The sequence below is a fragment of the Dictyobacter aurantiacus genome (genome assembly GCF_003967515.1).
Lineage (GTDB): Bacteria > Chloroflexota > Ktedonobacteria > Ktedonobacterales > Ktedonobacteraceae > Dictyobacter > Dictyobacter aurantiacus.
This window is the reverse complement of sequence record NZ_BIFQ01000001.1, coordinates 358,832-373,868: the sequence shown is the minus strand read 5'-3', so window position 1 is coordinate 373,868 and position 15,037 is coordinate 358,832. Positions and strand designations below refer to the sequence as shown.

Sequence of the window (15,037 nt, the reverse complement as noted above, 5' to 3'; positions counted from 1 at the left end):
GCGGTGCCCGTCAGGGGGATAAAATCCTCTGATGGGTACTTTCTTTTTCGCTGCCAGCAACAGAGGTACTTGCATGTACTTTTGAAAGTGAGTACAATTGAGCTAGGCTGTGCGAATATTTGGCTGTGCTTTGTATGGTAGATTGGTGTTATTTTGAGCTCAATGCAACCCGGGACGAAGTCATCGCTTTCGGCGCGACCAGTACGTGATGCGGTTCCACGGCGTTTGATCGTGACGGCCAGTGTGGTCGCGTTTGCCGTTCGCGATTGGTCATTGTGGGCCCTGCTCCGTGTGGGTCCGTGGGGGCCACCAATGCGGTTAGTATTGGGCAGGGAATCGGTAGCCGAGGCTGTCGCGAGAACGTTGGATGCATTGTTGTGTTGGGCCGATTCCGCTACGCTGGTACAGTTGCGTTCGGGGTGGCAGGAACAGCAAGTGCAGGTCTGGGGAAGTTCAGAGCAAGGGTCGTCCGTCTCTTTAATCCATAGCATCCTTTTGCGTGCGCAGCGCGATAAGCTACGTCCCAATCTCCATCTCCAGCCGATCCCGAGTTTGCATGTACAATGGGTGCCGGTCGCAGATATAGAAGCGGGGCAGCAGACGATGGACCCGGAAATTCAGCCCAGCTTTTTATCTGCCTTGCAATCGTTGCGTGCCCATATCCAGCATGAGCCTGAAATCCTGCTGCGTTACCTGGCCGACATGCATACGATGAGTCCGGCGGAACCGGGTCAGGACTGGTGGCAGCAAGAGGAGCGCCCCAGGTCTACAAAGAGCCGTGAAACGATGCCTCTGCAGGCGATGAAAGAGCCGGAAACCGGAGATGGCACAGTAACGCTGGCGGAAGCGTCTCTCCTCTATCGAGCATTTTTCCCGGCCAATGAGTCAATTGACATACAGGGACTGCGCAGGCGTTTTCTGGCCACCAAAAAGCTGATACCGACCGATGAAGAGCGGCTGGTGCGTGGACGTGAAAAAGCATCCTCGCGCTCAAACCGGGCCAGCAAGGTGTACCGCTACGAGCCCGATAGCCAATAGATCCATCGAGGTGGTTCCCATTGGTGTCAAGTCAAGCAGAGGGCTACCCCTCTGCACTCCCAATGCGGGAGGACCCTGCACCCCTTAACTTGAGTATCCGGTACGCTATAACCAGCGCAGGGAGTGATGCGCGGAGGTCAGGGAAACCATCTGCTAAGGATAAGAAAAATATGTTTGTGTGGCATGCGATCTGGGACTCTTCTAGTGGCCAACTGCACATCTGGGCCGAATCCTCAGAGTTGATTAAAAAACAATCAGCACGAGCTAAAAAGAGAGCCAGGGAGTTTAACCCCTGGCTTCATCCTTTCATGCTTCCCACGTCTGAGATTGCCATGACGCTACGGCCGCTCATTCCACGCACCCTGACGAATCAAGGACAGGCCAGTTCACTGATATTGCGCCTGCCCTCAATCGCGGAGTCTCCTCTCCCTTCGCCCGAAGTGCTGGCCGATGCTGCTTCCACCGAAGAGCCCGCGTTAGCATCCTGGCGCGTAGAGACGCTGGCATTTCAACCCAGACATGCCCTGGATCTGTTATTGGCGTGGCCGTACACCCTGCCTGTAGGTCATGTAACCGGAAGCGATCTCCGCTTCTGGCAGCGTATGGTCCTATTCGCCCAGATATTGCTGCTGCGCCAGAGTTTTGTTCCTGTCCTGCAATATACCCCCGGCAGCGATCATGGGGATGCATACTGGCAACTGGAACTATCGGAGGGTGAACGCGAGCAGGTGCGCCTCTTTGCCGAACACATGCCCCCTGTATGCTGGTCCTTTTTTGAGCCCGAAGAGCAGGTCACGAGCCGCGTATTACAAGATTGTATACTGGACTTTTTGCAGCGCGGGATCGACGCTTTTATCCGAGGAAGCCTGAGCCAGCAGACGCTCTTTACACGTTCGGCCGCCCCTACCTTACCTGAGCGCTGGCTTACCGCTCTGACCTCGTCCCACCACACAATTATGGAAAACGCGGAAATCCTGCAGGTATTTGCAAAGAAGCTGCAGCGCTGGCTGGCCCCCAATGAGGCGGCAACGGCCCAACGCTCATTTCGGACCTGCTTTAAAGTCGAGCCGCCAACTGAAGGAGGGGACGACGCCTGGACCATTCAATTCTTTTTGCAGGCGCGCCACGATCCCAGCCTGCTGCTACCCGCTGAACAGATCTGGCAAGAGAGCTCGACCACCCTGCACTGGCTGACGCATACCATTGAGCAGCCACAGGAACTGTTGCTGCAGGACCTGGGTCGCGCTGCTCGCCTCTTTCCCAGACTGGAGCAGGGGCTCAAAGTCGCGCATCCACTGCAGGTGACTGTGACGACCCAGGAGGCATATCAATTTCTGCGTCAGGCCGTTCCCCTGTTGGAAGCCAGTGGCTTTGGCGTACTTGTCCCCTCATGGTGGAAGAAGCCCATTCGTCTGGGTGCGCGTTTGCGCATCAAGCCGAAAGAGAATATCAATATGAGCTCTGGACTGCTGGGTATGAATAGTCTGGTTGAGTACGATTGGACGCTGGCGATCGGGGATGCAGACCTGACGCTGGCCGAATTTCGACAACTGGCAGCTATGAAGCTACCTCTGGTGAATATACGCGGCCAGTGGGTTGAATTGCGTCCAGAAGAGGTTGAAAAGGCGCTCACCTTCTTCAAGCGCCAGGCCAGGCAAACAGATATCACATTGGGAGAAGCGCTAAAGGTTGGCTTGACGGAAGATGTGGGGGAGTCGGGCCTGCCACTGGTGGAATTAAGCGCGCAGGGCTGGATACAGGAGCTTATCGAACGCCTGGAGCAGCGCGCCACCATCCCCCAGATTTCCACTCCCGTTACCTTTTTGGGCCAATTGCGACAATATCAAGAGAGGGGCGTCTCCTGGTTGACCTTTTTACGGCTGTGTGGTTTTGGTGCCTGCCTGGCCGATGACATGGGAATGGGAAAAACCATCCAGTTGATTGCCTATATACTCCATCAACGTGAGGTCGGGGGGGATGCGTCCAGGCCCAATTTGATTGTCTGTCCCATGTCGGTAGTAGGGAACTGGTATCATGAGCTGCAGCGCTTCGCGCCCTCGTTGTCTGTGATGATTCATCACGGTAGCGAACGCCTGAGTGGAAAAGAGTTTCTCGCGCAGGTTGATGCATATGCAATCGTCATTACCACGTATACACTGGCTCTGCGCGACCGGGAACACCTGGCCGCCGTGCCATGGGAGACGCTCGTGCTGGATGAAGCCCAGAACATCAAAAATGAAAGTGCCAAACAGACGCAAGCTATCAAAACGCTGCAGGCAACGCACAAAATTGCCCTGACCGGTACCCCGGTCGAGAATCGCCTGCAAGAGTTATGGTCGATCATGGATTTTCTCAACGCGGGCTATCTGGGATCAGGAGCCGATTTCCGCAAACGCTTTGCTTTGCCGATCGAGCTCTATCATGATGCCGAGCGCTCAAATGTTCTGCAACGCCTGATCCAACCCTTTGTGTTACGGCGCCTCAAGACCGACAAGGCCATCATCCAGGATCTACCTGAGAAGATGGAGATGAAGGTCTTCTGTAATCTGACACGCGAACAGGCCTCGCTCTATGAAGCGGTGGTCCAGGACATGATGGAAAAAATTGACCAGGCCGAGGGGATCGAGCGTCGCGGGCTGATTCTGGCCGCGCTCACCAGGCTCAAGCAGGTCTGTAATCATCCCGCCCAATTTCTGGACGATCATAGTCAGCTTGTCAATCGTTCCGGCAAGCTAGAGCGTCTGCGCGAAATGCTTGAGGAAGTGCTGGCCGAAGGCGACAAGGCCCTGATCTTTACGCAGTACGCCGAAATGGGCGGCCTGCTGCACCAATATCTACAGGATACGTTAGGGGTGGAAACGCTGTTCCTGCATGGCGGAACGCCCAAGAAGCGCCGCGACCTGTTTATCCAGCGCTTTCAGCAGGAGCAGCGTGGTGTGCCGCTATTTGTTCTGTCCCTGAAAGCTGGTGGGGTCGGCCTCAATCTGACCGCGGCCAACCATGTATTTCATTATGATCGCTGGTGGAATCCAGCGGTCGAGAATCAAGCCACGGACCGTGCATTCCGTATCGGACAGCAAAAGCATGTGCAGGTACATAAATTTATCTGCAGTGGTACGTTGGAGGAGCGCATCGACCAGCTGATAGAACAGAAGCGCGACCTGGCCGAGCGCATCGTAGGTAGTGGCGAAAACTGGCTAACGGAGCTATCTACCGATCAGCTCAAAGAGCTTTTCGCGTTAGATCGCTTCGCGATCATAGAGTAGAAGGCAGGTATATGGATAATCGCTATGATTGGGTGGACGAGATGGGGTGGGATTATTATTCTGATCAGAGGCCGCGCAAAGTAGCTGGCGGTTTAAAGACGCGAAAAGCCTATGGCAGTATCGGTGAAAGCTGGTGGTCCAGGCGCTGGTTGCGGGCTCTGGAGGCGCTGGGCATGGGATCGCGCCTGACACGTGGTCGTAGTTATGCGCGCCAGGGACAGGTGCTCTCGATCGATATTCAAGCAGGCCAGGTTAATGCGCGCGTGCAAGGATCCCTGCGAACTCCATATACAATTGAGATTCAACTATCGCCCCTGGATGATGAACAATGGGAACAGGTCATCACCGTTATGTCCGAGCAGGCCCTCTTTGCCGCCAAATTGCTGGCCGGGGAGATGCCGCGTGATATCGAAGAAGCCTTTATCGAAGCTGGCCATCCCCTCTTCCCAACCGCGGCCTCCGATCTGCGTACCAGTTGTAGCTGTCCCGATTGGGCTAATCCCTGTAAACATGTTGCCGCTGTGTACTATATTCTGGCCGAGCAGTTTGATACAGATCCTTTCCTGATTTTTGCCCTGCGAGGACGCGGTAAGGAGCAGATCATTTCAAGCCTGCGCCTTAAACGTTCCGACGTCCCATTCGACCCACAGGTGCAGGAGGAGAAGACCAGCGTAGCCACAGCGCAACCGACCCCCACCCGGCTTCACCTGGAGGACCATCTTGCCACTTTCTGGCAGGCCGGACCCTCTATCGACACCCATATCGGTCTGCCGCAACTGCCACCGGTGGATAAAACCCTGCTTAAGCGCCTGGGTGACGCCCCCTTTAACGTCAAAGGGTACAACCTGGCGCAACTGCTGGGGCAGGCTTATGATCAGATACAGCGAACGACCCTGGAGATCATCGAGCATCAGCTCACCGCTATCTCACCACCGGAAGAAGCAAAAGAGGAAGACGGCCACTGAAGCCCCATTGTGCGGTCAAAATGTGACGAAGCTCATAGTTTTGTAGTGAAAGACCCTGCATACTAAAGAGAGAATAGATACTGAAAAAAGCCTTTCTAATCGAGACAAAAACCGTGGGTTTTGTATTATTCTTTGTAGAGATCTGAATTCAGCAGCTCTAAGTGGATATCGGGACTAAATGAATGTAGTGGAAAACGAGGCTCAACTGGTCAGGGAAGCCTGCCAGGGGTCACTTGATGCCTTTGAGTCTCTGGTAAAACTGTATGAACCGCGCATCAGGCGCATGATATACGGAATGACTCAGGATGCACAGCTAACACAGGATCTTTGTCAGGATACCTTTCTAGCCGCGTACCGCGCGCTGCCACGTATGGAAGATAAAGATCTGCGTTTTGCGCCCTGGCTCTATCGTATTGCCCTGAACCTTGTGCGCAGCGAATGGAGACGCCACAAACACATCAAGATGGTCCCTTTTTCATCACCAATCGTCAATGATGATAGCTCTTTTGATGATCAGCAGGGCGAGGATTTTCTTGTCAGCAATGAGCATTTTGAGGAGCAGGTGATGCAGCGAGAACTGGTGCGGCGTACCCTGGCGCAACTGCCCGAGTCCTCCGCGATGTGCTTGCTTCTGGATGCAGAAGGATTTTCCTACAATGAAATCGCTGAAGCTTTACAAGACTCACTATCAGCCGTGCGCAGCAGGCTATCGCGAGCGCGTCAGGCATTCCAACGCATATACAACCGTCTCGATCAGGAAGGAAGATAATGAAGGAAAGCTATCCCAACCCACAGAGTTTCAATCTGCCGCTCTGCCCGATGAGCGCTACATGTGCGCGCTATTTCGATGAAGTGGAGGCACTTCATGCGCAGGCCGCGCCGAATCTCTCTGGTGTTGTGGGTAATGCAGGTGATAGAGAACAGATCGCTCTCTTGCAAGAACATTTACGTACCTGCAAAACATGCCAGGCAACGATGGCGACATTGCGCAAGAAACGCAAACAACAGCGCCAGGCCTTACAGCAGTATCTGGCTGAAGGTGAAGTTGCCGTGCCTTCAACAACTGCCTCTATTCTGGCGGCACTGCGTAGTGAGCCGCAGTCCTTATTCCCTACCACTATAGATGCTGTCGAGGAGGTCAACGTACCTGTTGCTGCCAGGCCTCCAATATATATTCAGAAGCCACAGTCAGCCGCGAGGCGATCACGCAAGAGCGCAGGGTTGGCGTTTGCTCTGGTTGCGGCAGCCGTACTCATCGTCTCTTCGATGCAGCTGTTTGCCCATTTTGCCCATCAGCCTGGTGCTCAATCCTCTCAAGTATCCAGTCCCGGATATGCGCACAAAAAGGTACCTGAGAAGACCGTCCCGTTGTCGGCCAGCGTACACAAAACCACTACCTGGTCATCAGTTGTCATGACCCATTTTTCGGCGGATGGCAAGAATATGATCGTTGAAAATTACGATCCGGCCCGCAAGCGGTCCGTTCCGCTGGTTACCGCCGCCAATACCGCTACGGTAGATAGTGTTTCACACGCCGGCGATAACCTGATCTATCACATATACAATCGTAATGCGCAGCAGACCATCTATACTTTTCTTTCCGGTGAGCAATACTACTTTAACGGACGTGGCTTAAACGCCGTCTGGTCGACCGATGACAGCAGCGTTTTTCTGGCTACCAACGACGGCTCACTGTGGAAGGTAGATACAAAGGATCGCGATAAGGATCCCACAAGATTGGCGCAGACTATTCAGGCGGACAAGCTGGCTTTTTACCGCAACCATTTTCTGTATTATATGCGCGCCCAGGGCCTCTATCGTATCAACGTGGATGATGATCAGAGCCAGGAGCAACAGGTGGTATCCCAGGCTGATTCCAGGGTGTTCTGGATGGATCCGATTTCTGAAAACATTTATTACGTCAAGAAGAATACCGCCGCGCAGCAGGACATTTATATGCATCCGGGCAACACGCCACCTTCAGCGGATTATGTCGTGCAATCCAACGGCACCCCGATTGGCTATTCCAGGGATGCGGCAAACACCTGGTCCATTGTCTATGTCAGCTGGAATCAGGGCACCGGCGGCTTTGACCTCAAGAAAACCTCCTCCAGCGAAGTCCTGTTAAGCGATATTATGGGTGGGCAGGCTAAAGCGCTCTGTAATAATCCGCCAGCAGATGGAGCTATCTGTGATAATAGCCTGGCGCTCTCCCCAACCGGTCGCCAGCTGGTTGTTGGTGGGACCAATCAGGCCCAGGTCTATCAGCTCTGGTCCATTGACCTCACGAGCGGGACGCGCACGTCCCTGACGGTTCCAGCCGGACAGGGGCCCCTGCAATTGATCGGTTGGGATAAACTGCTGGCGAATTAAGATCGCCTTCAACATGAGTTACCCCGAACTTTCTGAACAAAAGTTCGGGGTCCTCGTCGCAAGATCGGCCCCGAGCCACGCTGGCCGATCCTGCGCTTGCGGACGGTACGCTTGCCATAACCGTGAGAGACCTCGGCGCAGCCGATAGAGCGGTTGCCGGGTCTGACGCGCCCGCTTGCCGGTTTGATGATCCCAGCGATCGAGCGCCCACAGACGTACCAGCGTCCCTTCACACATCAGCAGCTGGAGCAAAAAGGCATAGACCAGCGTTACCATTCCCAGGAATTTCAGCTGCCTCTCCCATCCACGTACCCGCATATGCTCGATCCCCAATTCACTTTTCTCAAAGCGGAAGCTCCACTCGATTTGCCAGCGGCGGCAGTAGATGTTCACGATTCGCATGGCGGCTTCAGCTTCCTCAACTGGCTCATTGGTGAGCAAATACCAGGGACTGCTCCATTCTTTGGCACTGGCCACCACCAGATAGAGCGGCATGCCTTCCACCTCCGCATGCCGCACGAGGCGCCATTTGATAGTCAAGGTGATCTCCCGACCAAACGCGGCCCACCAGAGCGTTCCTTGCACGCTCTGGCGTTTGCCCCGGGCAATTTCCCACGCTTTGCGCTTGGTACCTTGCTCATCCACCAACTCATAGCGACCCGTCCAACGCTCAACAAACCGTTGCCCGAGTCGATGCATGACCTGTAACCACGGGCCACCAGCCCATCCGCGATCAAAGACATGAATCACCCTCCGGCCCCACTGCTGAGCCAGGTGACGCACCACGCGTTCTTCCTCAATCCGGCCCGTGCTCGCATGGCTTCCGCGGCTGCTCCAGTAGTGCATCTTGATGACACTTGGCAGGCTCTGCAGTCCGATGAGCACGGCCCCGTGCCAATGGATCCCTGGAACCAGAATGGGAGCCCCCTTGGTTGGGCTGATGCAGTGGGCTTTGGGGCGCGGGCGGCTCAGTCGCCGTCCTTTGGACGAACGAACCGGGCACAACCCTTCGACCTTGACACTTTCGGGTTTCTCCAACTCACTGCCATCATGGAGAACCAGCGCCAGGCACCCCTGGTGTTCCAACGTCTCTAACTGCTTGGTCGCTTGCTGCCACAGAAACTGGTCAATGAGCCAGGCTCCCCACTTGGTGCTGCTCAAGAGTCGCTGGATCCGCTTGCTGGCAGCCGGGGCATGTTGGGGCGACAGCAGCATAGCCCCCAATTCTGTTTGCAACAGACCCGCTTCCCGATGCCGCAGTTGGATGATGCTGACAATCACATCGGCAAAGGTGCGAACCAGGCGGCGATCGAGATAAGCATCTAAGAGGACGTAGAGCGGAGCGAGCCATGCATCCAAGCGATGGACGAATTGGCCCGCCACTTCCTGGTCAAGGCGCGTCATGAGTTGTTCCTGTTCCGGAACTGTGCGATACTGTGTGTGCATACAAAGAACCCTCCTGAGTGGTTTGTTCTACATATGTTTTATCTCAGAAGGGTTCTTTGGTGCCTTTTTCCCCCTTTTTTCCTACCTCTGAACTCCCGTTCTTAAAGTTCGGGGTAACTCATGTATCACTATTTAACGACGGCGACGTTGAAGCCATCGGTATAGTCGTTGTCATTGGCCAGTACGATCGTGGTCAGGCGTGGATGCTCGCGCGTGAGCTGGTTATATTTGACCAGTCCCGCTGTATCGGCATCCATGTTGGGCGAAGCCGCGAAGACCCTGCCATCACGAACGCAATTGTCGGCGATAATGACGCTTCCCGGGCGGCTAAGTTTAATGGCCCATTCCAGGTAATGGGGGTAGTTGGCCTTATCAGCATCTATGAAAATAAGATCAAAGGGGGCCTCAGCCTGCAGTCCTGGTAGCAGATCCAGGGCATTTCCCACACGCACCTCTGTCCGCTCTGCCACCCCTGCGTGGGCAAATGAGGCGCGGATCACCTCGGCATGCCTGGGATCAAGTTCCAGGCTGATCAGGCGGCCATCGGCGGGCAAGGCCCGGGCCAGCCAGATACCACTGTATCCGGCTAGCGAACCAATTTCCAGGATCTTGCGCGACTGATTGGCGGCGGCAAAAACCTGGAGCAACTTTCCCTGAACAGGGTTGATCTGAATCTCTGGCAGGCCTTTTTCTTTAGCGGCCTGCAAAGCGTGGCGTAGCCCCTCATCTTCGGGGGCAAAGAGCTGTGCAATCTGCTCTTCAATCTCATGGCGTTTCTGCGTTTGCTGTTCTAAGGTGCTATCGGACATACAATGATTCACCTTTCCTTTGGCGCTATAAAGCAGCAAGATCAAGCTGCATCAGTGCCGCTCAAACGGCACTGATGCAGCGGAGACTTGTTTCCATCATACAACAAAATCCAGAGCTCTGCTTTATAGTGATCGCCGGGATTATGTGCGAGGCCGGTTATCAGGTCGCCTTTGCCAGTGTTGCGGCCTGCAGACTGATATTGCCGGTGAAGGTCGCGTCGATGAAGGTTACCGTCAGGGTCTGATTGGGCCTGGAGGCCTGGAACGTTAACGTATAGAGGGCCTGGCTGGAGCCAACGCGATCAATGAGCGTCGAGTCGCTATAGTCGGCGGCGATGCCGTCGCTCAGGCTGGCATGGAAGCTAACCTGCGATTGATAGGTTCCCAGGTAGATACGTAGCGTCTCAGGAGTCGTGCTGGCTGGAACCGTGATACTGAAGCCAGCGTTGGCGACATATGGACCCAGATATATACCGTTCCCGGTCGTAGCACTGGCGGTTGGTGAACCATCGCTCCAACTTACCGCCGGGCTATCCTTCCCATACTGGCCAACATAGCCTGCCTGTACCACCGTATAGTTGCTGATCTGCTGCGTAACACCGGCCTTATGGTTAAAGTCGCTGGCGGTGCTCAATCCCCAATGCGCCCAGTCCAGTGTACCCTCGCTGGTGAGATTGACGCTGGCCGGTTGCGACTGAATGCTACCAATCAGTTGTGCCTGTGGACAGGACTGAGAACTGCTGCTCGCCGTCGCGGTATGCCCATTAAGCTGCCAGACCAGCGGGTTTCCATCGAAGTCGACGCTGAAGGCGGCATGTGGGAACGCCGGTGTGCGACCGGGTTGGAAGAAGGTTGGCTGTGAACGATCTAACGGATCGGATGTTCTGGGCGAGAACCTATTATGCGGGCCATATGGGATCTCTAGCACGGCCGTACCGGTATTCTGATAGCCGAAGTAGGCCGTATAGCTTCCACCTCCATTATTGCTAACGCATTCCACGATAGGATGGATCGAGGCCGTACCGGGAACGGGGGTGGCGCCAGCCAGGTTCGAATTGCTGCCCTGCCCCGAAGACGTGATAGCCGATGCTGTATAGAAGTAGGTGGTGCCGGGAGTGACCTTCGTATCGGCGTAGAACGTGCCCTTGACGTGAGTCGCGATAGTGGTGAATGGGGCCAGAGCGATCGGACCTGCCAGGGTGGCGCCGAGCAGGTTAATATGGTTATACGATGGATCTGTCAGGCTAATCGTTAACTTTTGCCCCGCCGAAGCCGCGTTGTAGATGATGGTAAACTGCGTTGTATTCGAACCATCGGTCGAGACGTTGTAATCCGGCGCGCTACCATCGCTTAGAGAGGCGCGGAAGTTGCGGGCGGCCGCGTAGACTTTCAGCACTCGTGGTTGTGTGTCCGCCGGAACGGTAAAGCTAAAGCCGCTGCCGGGAACGTAGGGTCCCATGTAGATACCATTATTGTTGCTGCCACTGGTCGTAGGAGTGCCGTCGCTCCAGTTGAAGGTTGTCGAACTGCCGAACTTATCGACATAGCCGGCATTGACCTGGGAGACATTGCTGATCTGGGATGTGACATTGGCTTTATGATCAAAGCTCGAACCCGAGCTCAGTCCCCAATGCCCCCAGTCCAGGGTTCCTTCGCTGGTCAGATCAACGGTTGCCGGCGCCGCAGCGGTAGAGCCCGTGACCTCTGGTAACTGTGGACCCGGCGTGCCACCCGGTACGATTGTCGTGCGCTTGATAGTATAGCCGGTGGCCGCGGTGGTGCCGCCCCAGTTCAGGAAGACAGCGCTATTGCCAGCCGTAGCCTGCATATCGGTCGTCCTGTCATCTGTGGCGAGAACGTTGAACGTAATGCTTTTGGTATTATTGCTCTTTGTCGTCTCCTGGATGCGACTGACATCATCGACATTGGCAGTCACCGTAACCGGTCCGGCGTTCTTTGGCGTCCAGGTAAAGCCTGGGTTACAGGAAAGGTCTACCGATTTGCCCACCGCCAGCGATGAGCTATACTGATCCTCAAAGCAGAGCAGACCGCCGGGACCGCTGAAGGCTACGCCTATTGTAATACCATCGGGTGTGGGACCATAGCCAATATTTTTCACCGTCGCCGTGAAGCTCAATGGTTGCCCAACGACCGGGTTGCCACTATAGCTCACCCGGGTAACCGTCAGGTCTGGCAGCGGTCCGACTGGTGGCGGTGGAGGAGGCAGGTCGGGTTTGGGACAGCCGCTGGCGGGACAGGGCGTGGGAGGAGGAGGATTTTGTCCCTTCGCGGGCGGCACCAGGGTTGTGGGTGTAATCTTTAGCAGTAAGACTTTATCGGGCACATTCACCGTCATTGTCGTGGGATTACTCTGGCTCCCGGTTGGCGTGGTCGAAGCGCCAATGTCGTAGCTATCCACCTGCGCGATCGACGTGTTAAACTGGAGCGTGACAGGGGTGGTCACATCGCTATCGGCACTGGCCACGTCCTGCCAGAGTGCCAGGTAGAAGGTCCCATCGCGCTTCTGCAACAACGTATGATGGACGCTGGTATTAGTCGTCGAGATCGTATAATCCAGGTTGCCCGGCTGGATCGGATCGCCCGCATCGGACAGCAGAGAGATCAAATTTTTCTCGGCCGTATACGCGGGTTTGGGTGAAAAATCGTTATGCAGGATACCGTAATTGGCTTCTGAGTTGTTGGGATCGTTCCCCTCATCGATCAATTCGTAGGTATAGGTTCGCTTGATCCCCTGATTGATCTGTTCAAATAGCAGGCGGGGTATATACTTTCCCTGCACCGTATCACTGATCGGATGAGCCGCGTTGGCGGTCGTGTTCCAGCCTGTTTCAGTGGTTTCAAACGGAACATTTGGGAAGGCCTTGCCAATATTTGTAATGTTGGCTTGAATACCAGGTTGCATTGGTGAACCGACATAATCATGTAAGGTAGCGCTATCAACCCATTTACTGCTCCAATCGCCACAGGTATTGGCAATATAGGTTGAAGCCGAGTAAGAGGCAAAAGATGGGCCAGTGATTGGCAGATAGCTCCAGTTGGGATCGCTACGCAGGGTATCATGTAGCTGTTGCATATAGTCACACAGGACACGGTACCAGGTGGTATTGCCATAGGGGGTGTTGGGATAGGGTCTGAACTCGGCCGTTACGGGATACGAAGTATTGAAGGCATCGTATTCATTGAGTCCTTCAACCTGGTCGATGGCAGGTTTCACGATATTGAGATAGTCCTTGATATAGTAGCAAGGGGTATTAAGACAACCAGGATAGGACGTACCGACGGCCGTGCCGGGAGGAGGGGGATTTAAATTAATATTGGCATCACCGAGAATCAAGTTGGAATGGATGCCAATGCTCGCGAGATCATTGTATTCGTTGTTGACTGTAGAGTTGGCACTGCCACCATCGCGAATGTGGCGCACGCCCAGGGCTTGTAAGCTCTGTTTGATCGCGTTGTAGTTGCCATAAGGGGTATTGGTATAACCCATATGGGTATCGATGCCGATGGAATCGACAAAGCTATCGGCACTGATAGCCTGCTCTCCACTACCGGCATGAGCTACCGGACTGATGAAGATAGATAAGCAACTGAGTAAGATAAGCAATACAGCACTGACAATACGAACACCGTGGTAGGTGGAGGGCCTGTATCGTACAGGCCAGCCAGAACGTTCCATATCTCTTGCGCTCCTTCGCTAAAAGATGATGTAGGACGAGCCGACGGGGAATAGTTTTGAAATGATTTGCGGGAACATTTTCATAAGCCTGGGCCTAGCATAACATGTAGAAAAGGATTCTGTCAATGCTATGGGTATGCGCTTTATGATTTACTGGTTTTTGAGGTGCTATCAAGCACTGAGTGGTGTTCTGGCTGGATGCAGCGCTGCATGCGGAAACAGTATTTCTGCCACTCTCTGCTTGACAAGGAAAACCTCTTCCCCTTATAGTTGTCTGAAGATATGAAATGGACGGGACTCGTTCTATGTCTCTGCGCACAGACGGTTGATCGTGGTACTATCCAGATTGCAAAAAATTTCAAGTGAAGAGAACTATGGACAGAAAACAGCTCGATGAAACGAATCAGCAGCCAGGAGGGAACTCGCGTATCGTTCTCAGTAAAGTTGCTGAGATGTCAGGCGTCTCTATTTCTACCGTCTCGCGTGTACTCAACGGGAACGTCAACGTTGCGCCGGACACGCGCGCCAAAGTGCTCAACAGCATCAGCGCGCTTGGTTATGTGAGTACCCGGCTCATCAACGAGAGAACCGGACTGATAGCTCTCACCTCATCAAGTATGCGTGGTGACTACTATCCCGATATCATTGCGGGCGTCGTAGAGGAGTTGCATTATCATAATGCGCGACCCGTGATCTGCCCTATCCCTATGAGGTATAGCGTAGGGATGCCGTTACCTGAACGTATTATGCAGACAGTCACAGAGGGGGCCTTGCTGCTGGGATTTTCAGAGGATGTCTCTGAGGTTATGGATCTGAAAAAACACAATATCCCCTTTGTGCTGGTAGATCCGGGACGAAGGGTACCGGATGGACTCCCCGTCGTTTCTTCAACCAATGAAGCAGGGGCCAGGCAGGCGGTTGGCTATCTCTTAACGCTCGGTCATAAACGTATCGGAGCCATCGTTGGAGCCGACTGGGAGTACAGGCAGGAAAGGCTGGCGGGCTATCGTTCTACGCTTACCTCTGCTGGTCTGCCCGTACGGACAGATCTCATTGTTGAGGGTGACTCAAACATGGATAGTGGCTATCGATGTGCCAGGCAGTTGCTGAACCTCCCCGAGCGTCCGAGCGCTATCTTCGCTTTTAACGACTTTATGGCGATTGGTGCATTGCGAGCCGCGCATGAGTGCGGCATCGCCGTTCCTGACGAACTGTCTATTGTAGGATTTGACGACCTTGCTCCCGCGCAATACACAACGCCGGCGCTGACCACCGTCCATCAATCGCTCATGGAGATCGGTCATATCGCTGTAGATACCCTGTTCCGCATCATTGAGCAGATCAAGGGTGGTGGATCGTTACAAGAGATTGCGCTCGCTCGCACCGAACTTTCCACCCACCTTGTCATCCGTGGGACAACGGCGCCTGTAGCCGGTTGATGTG

9 protein-coding genes are annotated in these 15,037 nt (G+C 54.5%); 6 read left to right on the top strand and 3 right to left on the bottom strand.

Features of this window, described 5'->3' with window-relative positions:
- Window positions 1-153 precede the first annotated feature (153 nt).
- The 5 genes from KTT_RS01525 to KTT_RS01505 all read left to right on the top strand — a co-directional run bounded on the left by KTT_RS01525 (window position 154) and on the right by KTT_RS01505 (window position 7,642).
- Window positions 154-1,038: a hypothetical protein gene (locus tag KTT_RS01525; RefSeq protein ID WP_126594307.1), complete on the top strand. Its 885-nt coding sequence runs from the start codon at window positions 154-156 to the stop codon at window positions 1,036-1,038.
- A 170-nt stretch (window positions 1,039-1,208) separates the two neighbouring features.
- Window positions 1,209-4,304, top strand: coding sequence for a DEAD/DEAH box helicase (locus KTT_RS01520; RefSeq protein WP_160145574.1), 3,096 nt, complete (start codon window positions 1,209-1,211; stop codon window positions 4,302-4,304).
- 11 nt (window positions 4,305-4,315) lie between these two features.
- Complete coding sequence (locus KTT_RS01515) at window positions 4,316-5,269, top strand: SWIM zinc finger family protein (protein ID WP_126594305.1); 954 nt, start codon at window positions 4,316-4,318, stop codon at window positions 5,267-5,269.
- A gap of 178 nt (window positions 5,270-5,447) precedes the next feature.
- Window positions 5,448-6,038: an RNA polymerase sigma factor gene (locus tag KTT_RS01510; RefSeq protein WP_126594304.1), complete on the top strand. Its 591-nt coding sequence runs from the start codon at window positions 5,448-5,450 to the stop codon at window positions 6,036-6,038.
- Entirely contained in the window at window positions 6,038-7,642 is a 1,605-nt protein-coding gene (locus KTT_RS01505) for an anti-sigma factor family protein (protein ID WP_126594303.1), read from the top strand. The genes KTT_RS01510 and KTT_RS01505 overlap by 1 nt, the downstream gene beginning before the upstream one ends.
- An 18-nt stretch (window positions 7,643-7,660) precedes the next feature.
- Here the strand turns inward: KTT_RS01505 and KTT_RS01500 are convergent, their stop codons facing one another.
- The 3 genes from KTT_RS01500 to KTT_RS01490 all read right to left on the bottom strand — a co-directional run bounded on the left by KTT_RS01500 (window position 7,661) and on the right by KTT_RS01490 (window position 13,594).
- Window positions 7,661-9,088, bottom strand: coding sequence for a transposase (locus tag KTT_RS01500; protein ID WP_126594302.1), 1,428 nt, complete (start codon window positions 9,086-9,088; stop codon window positions 7,661-7,663).
- A gap of 128 nt (window positions 9,089-9,216) precedes the next feature.
- Complete coding sequence (locus KTT_RS01495; protein WP_126594301.1) at window positions 9,217-9,897, bottom strand: O-methyltransferase; 681 nt, start codon at window positions 9,895-9,897, stop codon at window positions 9,217-9,219.
- 160 nt (window positions 9,898-10,057) lie between these two features.
- Entirely contained in the window at window positions 10,058-13,594 is a 3,537-nt protein-coding gene (locus tag KTT_RS01490; protein ID WP_126594300.1) for a CARDB domain-containing protein, read from the bottom strand.
- Between the two features lie 374 nt (window positions 13,595-13,968).
- Here KTT_RS01490 and KTT_RS01485 point away from each other — a divergent pair, with 374 nt between their 5' ends.
- Window positions 13,969-15,033: a LacI family DNA-binding transcriptional regulator gene (locus KTT_RS01485; RefSeq protein ID WP_126594299.1), complete on the top strand. Its 1,065-nt coding sequence runs from the start codon at window positions 13,969-13,971 to the stop codon at window positions 15,031-15,033.
- Window positions 15,034-15,037: the final 4 nt, after the last annotated feature.

Excerpts from the sequence above, each read along its gene's own strand:
- KTT_RS01515 (WP_126594305.1), top strand. The coding sequence starts at position 4,316 with ATGGATAATCGCTATGATTGGGTGGACGAGATGGGGTGGGATTATTAT.
- KTT_RS01500 (WP_126594302.1), bottom strand. The coding sequence starts at position 9,088 with ATGCACACACAGTATCGCACAGTTCCGGAACAGGAACAACTCATGACG.
- KTT_RS01510 (WP_126594304.1), top strand. The coding sequence starts at position 5,448 with ATGAATGTAGTGGAAAACGAGGCTCAACTGGTCAGGGAAGCCTGCCAG.
- KTT_RS01520 (WP_160145574.1), top strand. The coding sequence starts at position 1,209 with ATGTTTGTGTGGCATGCGATCTGGGACTCTTCTAGTGGCCAACTGCAC.
- KTT_RS01495 (WP_126594301.1), bottom strand. The coding sequence starts at position 9,897 with ATGTCCGATAGCACCTTAGAACAGCAAACGCAGAAACGCCATGAGATT.
- KTT_RS01505 (WP_126594303.1), top strand. The coding sequence starts at position 6,038 with ATGAAGGAAAGCTATCCCAACCCACAGAGTTTCAATCTGCCGCTCTGC.
- KTT_RS01485 (WP_126594299.1), top strand. The coding sequence starts at position 13,969 with ATGGACAGAAAACAGCTCGATGAAACGAATCAGCAGCCAGGAGGGAAC.
- KTT_RS01490 (WP_126594300.1), bottom strand. The coding sequence starts at position 13,594 with ATGGAACGTTCTGGCTGGCCTGTACGATACAGGCCCTCCACCTACCAC.